The sequence below is a fragment of the Siansivirga zeaxanthinifaciens CC-SAMT-1 genome, assembly GCF_000941055.1.
Classification (GTDB): domain Bacteria; phylum Bacteroidota; class Bacteroidia; order Flavobacteriales; family Flavobacteriaceae; genus Siansivirga; species Siansivirga zeaxanthinifaciens.
This window is the reverse complement of sequence record NZ_CP007202.1, coordinates 2,409,640-2,424,242: the sequence shown is the minus strand read 5'-3', so window position 1 is coordinate 2,424,242 and position 14,603 is coordinate 2,409,640. Positions and strand designations below refer to the sequence as shown.

The 14,603-nt window shown below is 34.7% G+C and carries 6 protein-coding genes; 4 read left to right on the top strand and 2 right to left on the bottom strand.

Features of this window, described 5'->3' with window-relative positions; all coding sequences use genetic code 11:
• Together ppk1 and AW14_RS10910 are read right to left on the bottom strand one after the other, a co-directional pair.
• Positions 1 to 2,064 carry a polyphosphate kinase 1 gene (gene ppk1 / locus AW14_RS10915; protein WP_044638836.1) on the bottom strand — a complete coding sequence of 688 codons (2,064 nt, stop codon included), beginning with the start codon at positions 2,062 to 2,064 and terminating at the stop codon, positions 1 to 3.
• An 86-nt stretch (positions 2,065 to 2,150) separates the two neighbouring features.
• Positions 2,151 to 2,645 (bottom strand): SixA phosphatase family protein, encoded by a 495-nt coding sequence (locus AW14_RS10910; RefSeq protein WP_044638835.1) that lies wholly within the window; start codon positions 2,643 to 2,645, stop codon positions 2,151 to 2,153.
• A gap of 434 nt (positions 2,646 to 3,079) precedes the next feature.
• Here AW14_RS10910 and AW14_RS10905 point away from each other — a divergent pair, with 434 nt between their 5' ends.
• The 4 genes from AW14_RS10905 (at position 3,080) to AW14_RS10890 (ending at position 14,592) form a co-directional block, all read left to right on the top strand.
• Entirely contained in the window at positions 3,080 to 7,858 is a 4,779-nt protein-coding gene (locus AW14_RS10905; protein ID WP_044638834.1) for a beta strand repeat-containing protein, read from the top strand.
• A 72-nt stretch (positions 7,859 to 7,930) separates the two neighbouring features.
• Positions 7,931 to 11,725 (top strand): gliding motility-associated C-terminal domain-containing protein, encoded by a 3,795-nt coding sequence (locus tag AW14_RS10900; RefSeq protein ID WP_044638833.1) that lies wholly within the window; start codon positions 7,931 to 7,933, stop codon positions 11,723 to 11,725.
• 12 nt (positions 11,726 to 11,737) lie between these two features.
• Positions 11,738 to 12,664: a PorP/SprF family type IX secretion system membrane protein gene (locus AW14_RS10895; RefSeq protein ID WP_044638832.1), complete on the top strand. Its 927-nt coding sequence runs from the start codon at positions 11,738 to 11,740 to the stop codon at positions 12,662 to 12,664.
• 11 nt (positions 12,665 to 12,675) lie between these two features.
• Entirely contained in the window at positions 12,676 to 14,592 is a 1,917-nt protein-coding gene (locus tag AW14_RS10890) for an OmpA family protein (protein ID WP_044638831.1), read from the top strand.
• The last annotated feature ends 11 nt before the right edge of the window (positions 14,593 to 14,603 follow it).

Genomic DNA, 14,603 nt, shown 5'->3' with positions numbered 1-14,603 from the left:
TTAGCTGTTTAATTTATTTAAATAATAATTGTATGTAGCAAATTGAGAACGTACTTTTTCATTATTATTAATTCTATATTCGTTTTCGGTTTCGGTATTTATTAATCGCGCTTTCACATTGTCACTCCAACAAATATTATAAGTATCAATAATTTCTTGTTTTATAGCTTCATCGTAAATAGGACAACTTACTTCTACTCTATTATCTATATTTCTAGTCATCCAATCGGCAGAAGAAATATAAACTTTAGGATCTCCATTGTTTCCAAAAATATACAATCTAGAATGTTCTAAGAATTTATCGACCACACTTATAACTTCAATATTTTCACTCATGCCTTTCACACCAGGTATTAAACAACAAATACCGCGAACAATCATTTGTATTTTAACTCCTGCATTGCTGGCTTCATACAATTTATCGACCATAGTATAACTAGAAATACTATTCATTTTTAATCTAATATAGCCCTCTTTACCATTTTTTACATTTTTTATTTCGTTATCAATTAACTTAAATAATGCTTTTTTTGTGTAATGAGGTGATGTAATTAAATGTTTGTAAGTGAATATTTTATAGTTGGTCTCAAAAAAACTAAATATTTTATTGACATCCTTTAATATACGTTGATTGGATGTTAGTAAGGTGTAATCTGTATAAATTTTAGCTGTAGATTCATTAAAATTTCCTGTACTAATAAAGCCGTAGCGTCTTATTTTTTTGTTTTCCTCGCGCTCTATAACACACATTTTACTGTGTACTTTTAGTCCTTGTACTCCAAAAATAAGATTAACTCCTTCGTCTTCCATTTGTTGTGCGTAATCGATATTAGCTTGTTCATCAAATCGAGCACGTAATTCTATGGAAACAGTTACGGTTTTACCATTAATGGCTGCATTAATAAGGGAACTCGCAATATGTGATATTTCTGCTAATCTGTAAATTGTAATTTTTATTGTTTTTACAGCAGGATCCAGAGCGGCTTCTCTTAAAAACTTAACGATGTAAGAAAATGTTTGATACGGGGCGTAAAGCAAATAATCTTTTTTATCTATAGCATTAAAAATACTAGATTCTAAACTAAGCCCTTTTATTGGTAATGCTTCAATTTTAGGATACAATAAATCGGTTCTTCCTAAACTTGGAAAGCTCATATAATCGCGTCTGTTGTGATAACGACCACCAGGAATAATACTATCTGTATCATCAATTCCCATTTTAGACATTAAATAGTCTAAAGTTTCGTGGTGAATGGTTTTATCGTAAACAAAACGAACGGGTTCTCCAATTTTTCTGTGTTTAACACTATCGGAGACTTTTTCAATAAAACTTTTACTTAAGTCGCTTTCAAAATCTAATTCGGCATCACGCGTAATTTTTATCATATGAGCCGAAATCGTTTCATAATCGAAAATATTAAAGATGTCTTTTAAGCAATATCTTATTAAATCATCAATCATGATGATGTAGCTTTTGTCGCCTTCATTTGGTAGTTCAACAAATCTGTTGATAGTTTTAGGAATTTCAATGAGTGCAAATTGGCGCTCATCATTTTTCATTACCATTCTTACCGCTAAATAAGCCGCGCTATCTTTTAGGTTTGGCAAGACTACTAAATCATTTAAAATGATAGTAACTAATGCCGGACTAACCTTTCTTATAAAATATCGTTTTATAAAATCATGTTGAAAGGCATTAATTTTAGTTTCGTTTATTATGTAAATGTTTTCTTCCTCTAAACGTTCATGAACACTATCTAAAATTGATAAGCTCTCTGTTTGCTGTTCAATAACTATTTGTGTAATTATTTCGAGAAGTTCTTTAGCCCTAATACCACCGAGCTCGTTTTTCCCACCTTTTCCAGCTTCAACGATACGTTTAACGGTTGCATAACGCACTTTAAAAAATTCATCTAAATTATTTGAAAAGATGCCTGCAAAACGCAAACGTTCAATTAATGGTACGGTTTCATCTGATGCTTCCTGAAGTACTCTGGCATTGAATTGTAACCAACTAATTTCTCTGTTTATATAAAGGTTTTCGTGAATTTCGGGTTTTGTCATTCTAATAAACGTATAATTATACCTTCACAAATATATCTTATTTACTTAAAATAGACTTTATATATAGGAAGTATATAACAATTATTTTAACTTAATTCTCGAAAATCTTTGGGAAATAATGTTTGTAATGTTTTTCCTTGTTTTAAATCTTTCCAATTATCAATATTGAATTCTATAATTACAACGCCAGAAGTAGGGACATTATCGATATATCGATCTCCAAACGTATTAACAAAGTATGTTAATGCATGATTATGTCCAAAAACCATTAATGTATCTACCGAATTATTACAGGATTTTATAACTTTTAACAGACTAGACCCTTCGAAATCATACAAATCATGATTAAAAACAATGTGCTTTTCGTCGATTTTTAAGCAATTATTGAAGATTTCAGCCGTTTTTTTAGTTCTAATAGCATCACTGCACAAAACTAAATCAACCTCTAATTGACTTCTTAACAAATGTTTAGAAACTAACAAAGCATCGTTTAAACCCCTTGTTTCTAAAGGCCTTTCATGATCTATGACATTAAACTTCCAAGAAGATTTTGCATGTCTAATAAGTATTAATTTTTTCATATTATCGTTGAAATGTAAATTTTATCGGTTAAACGCGTAATATATTCGATAAAATGCGTAAATTCGTTTTTTTAAAATTAATTAAATAAATATCTAAATAAAATATGTTGTTAAATATCAAATTTTTTATCGATGAAATACAATTATGTATCGATTAATTGTAAATCAATTCCGATAATCGAATATATAGGCGTTTGACGAGTTTTTTTTGAACATGAAAACATATATACGTTCTTTTGTTAGTAGCTATTAATCATTTAATTATGATATCGAATCTAATATATATAATATGGATTTGTATTCATAAAACTAATTCTTCCCTCAAGATAATAATTATGCGCAAAATAGCATTGCCATAATTGTGACCATATATAGCCTATAATAAATTAAAAACATATAACAAGGTTGCTGTAGTTTAATAAAACACCCAATTTATGAAAACAATTACTTTTAAAATTAATAACAATCTAAAAAAGTATATAGCTCTCATACTATTTATTTTTGTTGGATTTACACAGATTCAAGCGCAATGTACAGTACCTAGTAACTTTACTGGAGCACAATTTGTCACCTGGTTAAATACTAATCAAAACACATGTAATGGTGTAGTTATTATACCTAATGGAATTGATATTACATTACTAGCAAACACAACAATTCCATCGCATATTAATAGAATTGAAATTAAAAACGGAGGACAAATATTGTGGGCCAATAACAGTGTAGAACTTACTCTCGCTGAAAACACCGCTATTGATATTGAAAACATTACAGATATTGGTAAACAAACCGGTGCCCTTGGATCTACATCAAGTTCTTGTAACAATACAAGAACCATTTATATTGGTGGTGTAAGATATTCTGCTTGTACAGGAGGAGGTAATGTTTGTTTGATTTTTGCTGATTTAATTGAGGCAGGAGGAACTCCAAAAATAGATTCTGATGTTGCTGTAATAGGAGGTGTAGGGAATAATGTTTGTTTTGATACAGCTTTTTTAGATGCCACTATAGGTAATATACCGGATGGTATCACTGTTAGTTCGTATCAATGGACTCAAACAGGTGGACCTGGTACTTCACAGTTTTCATCACCAACAAGTGAAGATACAAATGTAACTGTAAGTGTTCCTGGTCTATACGAATTTACTATTACAGTTGAAATACCTTTAGGAAGTTCTGGAGATTGTTTAGCTCAAATCGTAGAAATTGATGCTATAATTCAACTTGATTTTTTACCTGCAATTACTTCTTCATATACTTATTCAGTTGATGCTAATTGTGGTAAAACAATAAATTTCACCGATACATCTTCAGATCCATATCCAGGTGGTGCTCCAGTAGTATATCTCTGGGATTTTGGAGATGGTACTACTAGTACTTTACAAAATCCTTCTCATACATTTTCGACATTTGGAGATAAGACAGTTACGTTAAAGGTTTCAGATGCAGATGGTGCTATAGCTGATTGTAATAATGACACTTCAACACAGATTATAACAATTGCTGATAATATTAATCCTAATGCACTTTGTAAAAATATAACTATTCAACTTGATAGTAGTGGTAGTGCCACTATAGTTCCAGCTGATATTGATGGGGGTTCGACTGATGCATGTGGAACAATAACATTATCTGCTTCAAAAACATCTTTTTCATGTGCTGATGTAGGAGCTAATCAAGTAACACTTACTGTTACAGATGATTCGGGTAATACTGATACTTGTACTGCTACAGTAACTGTACAAGATAATGTACCGCCTACTGCGCTTTGTCAAAATGTAACTATTCAACTTGATGCTACTGGTAATGCTTCGGTAACACCGGCTCAAGTTGATAACGGATCTTCTGATAATTGTGCCGTTGATACTATAACGCTTTCTCAAACAGATTTTACTTGTGCTGAGGTTGGTGATAATACGGTAACGCTTACTGTTACTGATGTTAATGGTAATGCTTCTACTTGTACTGCTACAGTAACTGTGCAAGATAATGTACCGCCTACTGCGCTTTGTCAAAATGTAACTATACAACTTGATGCTACTGGTAATGCTTCGGTAACACCGGCTCAAGTTGATAACGGATCTTCTGATAATTGTGCCGTTGATACTATAACGCTTTCTCAAACAGATTTTACTTGTGCTGAGGTTGGTGATAATACGGTAACGCTTACTGTTACTGATGTTAATGGTAATGCTTCTACTTGTACCGCTACAGTAACTGTGCAAGATAATGTACCGCCTACTGCGCTTTGTCAAAATGTAACTATACAACTTGATGCTACTGGTAATGCTTCGGTAACACCGGCTCAAGTTGATAACGGATCTTCTGATAATTGTGCCGTTGATACTATAACGCTTTCTCAAACAGATTTTACTTGTGCTGAGGTTGGTGATAATACGGTAACGCTTACTGTTACTGATGTTAATGGTAATGCTTCTACTTGTACTGCTACAGTAACTGTACAAGATAATGTACCGCCTACTGCGCTTTGTCAAAATGTAACTATACAACTTGATGCTACTGGTAATGCTTCGGTAACACCGGCTCAAGTTGATAACGGATCTTCTGATAATTGTGCCGTTGATACTATAACGCTTTCTCAAACAGATTTTACTTGTGCTGAGGTTGGTGATAATACGGTAACGCTTACTGTTACTGATGTTAATGGTAATGCTTCTACTTGTACTGCTACAGTAACTGTGCAAGATAATGTACCGCCTACTGCGCTTTGTCAAAATGTAACTATACAACTTGATGCTACTGGTAATGCTTCGGTAACACCGGCTCAAGTTGATAACGGATCTTCTGATAATTGTGCCGTTGATACTATAACGCTTTCTCAAACAGATTTTACTTGTGCTGAGGTTGGTGATAATACGGTAACGCTTACTGTTACTGATGTTAATGGTAATGCTTCTACTTGTACTGCTACAGTAACTGTACAAGATAATGTACCGCCTACTGCGCTTTGTCAAAATGTAACTATACAACTTGATGCTACTGGTAATGCTTCGGTAACACCGGCTCAAGTTGATAACGGATCTTCTGATAATTGTGCCGTTGATACTATAACGCTTTCTCAAACAGATTTTACTTGTGCTGAGGTTGGTGATAATACGGTAACACTTACTGTTACTGATGTTAATGGTAATGCTTCTACTTGTACTGCTACAGTAACTGTGCAAGATAATGTACCGCCTACTGCGCTTTGTCAAAATGTAACTATACAACTTGATGCTACTGGTAATGCTTCGGTAACACCGGCTCAAGTTGATAACGGATCTTCTGATAATTGTGCCGTTGATACTATAACGCTTTCTCAAACAGATTTTACTTGTGCTGAGGTTGGTGATAATACGGTAACGCTTACTGTTACTGATGTTAATGGTAATGCTTCTACTTGTACTGCTACAGTAACTGTACAAGATAATGTACCGCCTACTGCGCTTTGTCAAAATGTAACTATTCAACTTGATGCTACTGGTAATGCTTCGGTAACACCGGCTCAAGTTGATAATGGATCTTCTGATAATTGTGCCGTTGATACTATAACGCTTTCTCAAACAGATTTTACTTGTGCTGAGGTTGGTGATAATACGGTAACGCTTACTGTTACTGATGTTAATGGTAATGCTTCTACTTGTACTGCTACAGTAACTGTGCAAGATAATGTACCGCCTACTGCGCTTTGTCAAAATGTAACTATTCAACTTGATGCTGCTGGTAATGCTTCAGTAACACCTGCTCAAGTTGATAACGGATCTTCTGATAATTGTGCCGTTGATACTATAACGCTTTCTCAAACAGATTTTACTTGTGCTGAGGTTGGTGATAATACGGTAACGCTTACTGTTACTGATGTTAATGGTAATGCTTCTACTTGTACTGCTACAGTAACTGTACAAGATAATGTACCGCCTACTGCAAGTAATCCTGATTCTATTTCTGTTCAATGTGTTTCAGATATTCCTGCTCCTGATGTTTCAGTTGTTTTAGATGAGAATGACAATTGTAGTACAAAAGTTGAATTTGTTTCTGATAGTTCATTAAATCCAGATGCGTGTGGTGGTAATATTATGAGAACTTACTCTATCACAGACCCTTCAGGAAATTCAATAAATGTTATTCAAACTATCATAGTAGATGATAATACACCTCCAGTAATAGATGAATCTAATAAATTAGACATTGATATAGAGTGTGGGATTACAGATCCGAATGCTCTGCAAAATTGGTTAGATAATCATGCAGGTGTAACTGCAACCGATAATTGTAGTACAGTAACTTGGACAAATGATTATGGTCAAAACACAAGTGTAAGATGTAAAGAAGGTAAAGGTATTACTGTTACTTTCACTGCCACGGATGCCTGTGGGAATTTTTCACAAACTTCAGCAGTTTATCACATACAAGATAATATTCCGCCAAGTATAACTACACAAGCGAGTGACTATCTTGCTGAGTGTGATGGTTCAGGAAATATTCAAGAATTAACTGATTGGCTTGCTTCCAACGGAGGAGCAACGGCTACCGATGATTGTTCTGCAATTGAATGGACAAACAACTTTACTACTTTATCAGATGAATGCGGAAATACAGGAATGGCTAATGTTACTTTTACTGCAACTGATGCTTGTGGTAATACTACCAACACTGTTGCTAAATTTGTTATTAAAGATAATACACCGCCTACAATAACTGTACCTGCTGATGTTACTATAGAATGTACTGCCGATGAGTCTAGTGCTACTAATGGTGTGGCTACAGGAGGAGACGCTTGTGGATTGGTAACTATCACTGAATCTGATGTGGTGACTACTGCTTGTGGTAATACTAAAACAATTATTAGAACTTGGACAGCTACTGATGAATGTGGTAACTCAACTTCAGCTGATCAAAAAATAACTGTGATTGATACAACACCGCCTACAATAACTGTTCCTGCTGATGTTACTATAGAATGTACTGCCGATGAGTCTAGTGCTTCTAATGGTGTAGCAACTGGGGCTGATACTTGTGGTACGGTAACTATCACTGAATCTGATGTGGTGACTACTGCTTGTGGTAATACTAAAACAATTATTAGAACTTGGACAGCTACTGATGAATGTGGTAACTCAACTTCAGCTGATCAAAAAATAACTGTAATTGATACAACACCGCCTACAATAACTGTACCTGCTGATGTTACTATAGAATGTACTGCCGATTAGTCTAGTGCTTCTAATGGTGTAGCTACTGGGGCTGATACTTGTGGTACGGTAACTATCACTGAATCTGATGTGGTGACTACTGCTTGTGGTAATACTAAAACCATTATTAGAACTTGGACAGCTACTGATGAATGTGGTAACTCAACTTCAGCTGATCAAAAAATAACTGTAATTGATACAACACCGCCTACAATAACGGTACCTGCTGATGTTACTATAGAATGTACTGCCGATGAGTCTAGTGCTTCTAATGGTGTAGCTACTGGGGCTGATACTTGTGGTACGGTAACTATCACTGAATCTGATGTGGTGACTACTGCTTGTGGTAATACTAAAACAATTATTAGAACTTGGACAGCTACTGATGAATGTGGTAACTCAACTTCAGCTGATCAAAAAATAACTGTAATTGATACAACACCGCCTACAATAACGGTACCTGCTGATGTTACTATAGAATGTACTGCCGATGAGTCTAGTGCTTCTAATGGTGTAGCTACTGGGGCTGATACTTGTGGTACGGTAACTATCACTGAATCTGATGTGGTAACTACTACTTGTGGTAATACTAAAACCATTATTAGAACTTGGACAGCTACTGATGAATGTGGTAACTCAACTTCAGCTGATCAAAAAATAACTGTAATTGATACAACACCGCCTACAATAACGGTACCTGCTGATGTTACTATAGAATGTACTGCCGATGAGTCTAGTGCTTCTAATGGTGTAGCTACTGGGGCTGATACTTGTGGTACGGTAACTATCACTGAATCTGATGTGGTAACTACTACTTGTGGTAATACTAAAACCATTATTAGAACTTGGACAGCTACTGATGAATGTGGTAACTCAACTTCAGCTGATCAAAAAATAACTGTAATTGATACAACACCGCCTACAATAACGGTACCTGCTGATGTTACTATAGAATGTACTGCCGATGAGTCTAGTGCTTCTAATGGTGTAGCTACTGGTACTGATACTTGTGGTACGGTAATTATCACTGAATCTGATGTGGTAACTACTACTTGTGGTAATACTAAAACCATTATTAGAACTTGGACAGCTACTGATGAATGTGGTAACTCAACTTCAGCTGATCAAAAAATAACTGTAATTGATACAACACCGCCTACAATAACTGTTCCTGCTGATGTTACTATAGAATGTACTGCCGATGAGTCTAGTGCTTCTAATGGTGTAGCTACTGGTACTGATACTTGTGGTACGGTAATTATCACTGAATCTGATGTGGTAACTACTACTTGTGGTAATACTAAAACCATTATTAGAACTTGGACAGCTACTGATGAATGTGGTAACTCAACTTCAGCTGATCAAAAAATAACTGTAATTGATACAACACCGCCTACAATAACGGTACCTGCTGATGTTACTATAGAATGTACTGCCGATGAGTCTAGTGCTTCTAATGGTGTAGCTACTGGGGCTGATACTTGTGGTACGGTAACTATTACTGAATCTGATGTGGTGACTACTGCTTGTGGTAATACTAAAACAATTATTAGAACTTGGACAGCTACTGATGAATGTGGTAACTCAACTTCAGCTGATCAAAAAATAACTGTAATTGATACAACACCGCCTACAATAACGGTACCTGCTGATGTTACTATAGAATGTACTGCCGATGAGTCTAGTGCTTCTAATGGTGTAGCTACTGGTACTGATACTTGTGGTACGGTAATTATCACTGAATCTGATGTGGTAACTACTACTTGTGGTAATACTAAAACCATTATTAGAACTTGGACAGCTACTGATGAATGTGGTAACTCAACTTCAGCTGATCAAAAAATAACTGTAATTGATACAACACCACCTACTATCACTGTACCTGCTGATGTTACTATAGAATGTACTGCCGATGAGTCTAGTGCTTCTAATGGTGTAGCTACTGGTGCTGATACTTGTGGCACGGTAACTATCACTAAATCTGATGTGGTAACTCAAGGCGATTGTACAAACAGCTATATTATCACTAGAACTTGGACAGCTACCGATGAATGTGGTAACACAACTTCAGCTGATCAAAAAATAACTGTAATTGATACAACACCGCCTACAATAACTGTTCCTGCTGATGTTACTATAGAATGTACTGCCGATGAGTCTAGTGCTTCTAATGGTGTAGCTACTGGTACTGATACTTGTGGTACGGTAATTATCACTGAATCTGATGTGGTAACTACTACTTGTGGTAATACTAAAACCATTATTAGAACTTGGACAGCTACTGATGAATGTGGTAACTCAACTTCAGCTGATCAAAAAATAACTGTAATTGATACAACACCGCCTACAATAACGGTACCTGCTGATGTTACTATAGAATGTACTGCCGATGAGTCTAGTGCTTCTAATGGTGTAGCTACTGGGGCTGATACTTGTGGTACGGTAACTATTACTGAATCTGATGTGGTGACTACTGCTTGTGGTAATACTAAAACAATTATTAGAACTTGGACAGCTACTGATGAATGTGGTAACTCAACTTCAGCTGATCAAAAAATAACTGTAATTGATACAACACCGCCTACAATAACGGTACCTGCTGATGTTACTATAGAATGTACTGCCGATGAGTCTAGTGCTTCTAATGGTGTAGCTACTGGTACTGATACTTGTGGTACGGTAATTATCACTGAATCTGATGTGGTAACTACTACTTGTGGTAATACTAAAACCATTATTAGAACTTGGACAGCTACTGATGAATGTGGTAACTCAACTTCAGCTGATCAAAAAATAACTGTAATTGATACAACACCACCTACTATCACTGTACCTGCTGATGTTACTATAGAATGTACTGCCGATGAGTCTAGTGCTTCTAATGGTGTAGCTACTGGTGCTGATACTTGTGGCACGGTAACTATCACTAAATCTGATGTGGTAACTCAAGGCGATTGTACAAACAGCTATATTATCACTAGAACTTGGACAGCTACCGATGAATGTGGTAACACAACTTCAGCTGATCAAATAATAACCGTTCAAGATACTACAGCACCTACTTTAGCTGATGGATTTAATTTAAATGAGAATATTTCTGTTACGTGTCAAAACATACCAGAAAAACCAACACTAGAATTTAAAGATAATTGTGCTGCTGATGTAACTGTTGATTATACAACAGAGACCATTCAAAGTAATGAATCTAGCTATCAAATTATTAGAACTTGGACTGTAAGTGATGGTTGTAATGATGCCGTATTTACCCAGGTAATAAATGTTCAAACAAATACAATTACTGTAACAGATGGTGACAGATGTATTGATGATGGCCCAATTAATTTATTTGATTTCTTATCTGGTGAAGTTGATATTAACGGAACCTGGTCAATAGTTTCTGGTGATGGATTAACTTTAGAAGGTAGTGTTTTCGACCCTGCTAACGGTGGGGTTGGTTTAGAAACTTACACTTTCAGATATACAATTGCAGATGGTGCTTGTGCAACTAGCGTAGATGTAGATGTTTATATAAACGAAAATTGTCTTGTATTACCCGCACCACAACCCGATTGTTCAAGAGAATCTGTTGAAATTTCTAAAGCTGTAACTCCAAATGGAGATATGTATAACGAAACATTCGATATTAAAGGCATTGAATTCTGTGGTTTCGAAGCCGATGTTAAAATATTCAACAGATGGGGTGCTTTAATTTATGAATCAACAAATTACACCATTGGTGAAGGACAAGGTGACTGGGATGGAGCTGCACCTAAATCATCTATTGGTAATGCTGGAAAAGTGCCAAGTGGAACTTATTATTATATAGTAATCTTAAAAAATAGTGGATTGGCTCCTTTTACAGGTCCAGTTTATTTAGGAACAAAATAAAAACGTTAACCTATGAAACTTTTAAAACATAACATAATCGCTATCGTACTGTTTAGCTGTACTGTTACTGTATCTGTTGCTCAACAATTGCCTCAATTTACTCAGTACATGTTTAATACGATTTCAGTCAATCCCGCATATGCTGGTAGTCGAGAAGCTTTAAGCATCGTTGGATTACATAGAAGCCAATGGGTTGGTTTTGATGGAGGTCCTACAACACAAACACTTTCTATTCATACGCCTTTGCGAAATGACAGAATTGGTTTAGGTTTATCATTTATTAAAGATGATTTAGGTCCAGAAAACTTCTCGTATTTATATACCGATTTTTCATATGCTATTCCAACAGGGCAAAATGGTAAGTTAGCCTTTGGTATAAAAGGTGGATTTACTCAATACAGTTTAGATCCCGACTTTAGAGCTTCCGAAAGTAACGACCAGTTAATTTACGGAATTGAAGATAGATGGTCTCCTAATATTGGTCTGGGTGTTTACTGGAGTACTAATAGATGGTATTTAGGTTTATCAACTCCAAGAGTTCTTAAAACTGATAGAAACAGAGAACAAGGTTATGAAGCTTTAGAACGTTTGAGCTATTATTTTACAGGTGGCTATGTTTTCGATTTAAGTCAAAATTTAAAATTCAAACCATCGTATTTAATTAAAGCAACCAATGGTGCCCCGCTTTCTTACGACTTAACAGCAAACTTTTTGTTTAATGAGAAATTTTGGCTAGGTGCTTCTTATAGAATTAATGAATCTGCTGGTGCTATTGGCGGTTTTGCAGATTTTCAAATTTCAAGACAGTTACGTATTGGATATGCTTATGAAAAACCAATTTCTGACATATCACGTTATTCAAACGGTACACACGAATTAATGCTCATTTACGAATTTAAATTCTTGAGCTCTAAATTAAAATCACCAAGATATTTCTAGAACTATATAATATGAAAATCAAAAATTACATATTAGTTACCATAGCATTAATGCTAAGTTTATCTGTTTTTGCTCAACAAGGAAAACAGAAACGAGCCGATACCCTATTCAATAAATTTTCATTTGTAAAAGCGACCGAGCTATACAAAGAACTTATTGAAAACAACTATAATACAGACTATGCAACCAGAAAGTTAGCCGACTGTTATGCTTTAATGAGAGATCCAAAAAATGCAGCGATGTATTATAAAAAAGTGGTTGAGCAAAAAAATGCGCCAATCGATTATTATTACAGCTACGCGCAATCACTTCGTGGTATTAAAGATTATAAAGAATCTCAAATTTGGTTAGAACGCTTCAAAGATTCTGGAGGCGTTGTAAATTCGAACGATTTTTCTAAAGACATTAATTTTATTAGTAATATTTTTAATGCCAAGCAACAATATTTCTTAGACAAAGTAAATTTTAATTCAAAATTTAGTGACTTTGGTGCTATAAAACACAATGGAAAAATTTATTTTACTTCTTCAAGAGATGAAGGCTATGCCATAAAACGCTTGTATGGTTGGAATGAACAACCGTTTTTAGATGTTTATGTAGTCGATGAAGATTCTAAAGTTAATCCAGATTACACCAATAAAATTGAAGGCGATGTAAATACTATTTTTCATGATGGTCCCGTAACGATTACTAAAGACGGAAAACACATGTATTTTTCTCGAAATAATTTCAAAGATAATGTTGAGAAAAAAGATGAACACGGTTTAACAACCATGAAAATTTACAGAGCCACTTTAAAAGATAGTCTATGGACAGATATTGAAGAGTTATCAATTAATAGTGACGACTACTCTACACAACATGCGGCTTTAAACAGTGATGATTCAAAATTATATTTTTCTTCAGACAGACCTGGAGGTTTTGGAGGGTCGGATATCTACGTAGTCGATATTTTAAAAGATGGTTCTTTAGGAGAGCCTAAAAATTTAGGTAATGTTATTAATACTGCTGGAGCAGAAGGTTTTCCATTTATAAACAGTGAAGAGACGCTTTTCTTCTCTTCAGATGGACATGTTGGATTGGGTCTTTTAGATGTGTTTGCTAGTATAAATAATGAAAACGGCGATATCATTGATGTTATAAACTTAGGTGTTCCTGTGAATTCTAGTAAAGATGATTTCTCTTTTACTATGAATCCCGATGCAACCACAGGTTATTTTGCTTCAAATAGATCTGGCGGACAAGGCGATGATGACATTTATGCCTACAACCGTGTGCCCTATTTAATTGTTGAAGGTGTGGTTTCTGATGCTATAAACAACAACCCAATACCAAACTCTAAAATTACTTTATACGACGGTTCTAATAATAAAATCGCCTATATGGAAACAGATGATAAAGGGTATTACTCTATAAATATAGATAGAAACAAAGATTACAAAATTGTAGGTAGTCATGAAAAATATATAGAGGATTACAGAACATTCACCTCAAAAAATTTACAAACAGAATTAACAAAAATCACAGCTAATTTATTGTTGAATCCTGTTGAAGATGTTGTTAAACTTGCCGAATTAAATACCATTTATTTCGATTTCGATAAACATAACATTAGAAAAGATGCTGCTTTAGAATTAGATAAAATAGTAAATCTCATGCAAAATGTTTATCCAGATATGGTCATACGAATTGAATCTCATACAGATTCTAGAGGTACATTATCTTATAATGATAAATTATCTATAGACAGAGCAAACTCAACATACGAATATTTAATTTCTAAAGGTATTGATCCTTCTAGAATTACAGAACACGAAGGTTTTGGAGAAAGAAGATTAACCAATGGTTGTGAAGACGGTGCTAAATGTGAAGAAGAAGCACATCAGTTAAACAGACGTACACAATTTATTGTTGTTAAAATGGAATAGTTTTAAATTGA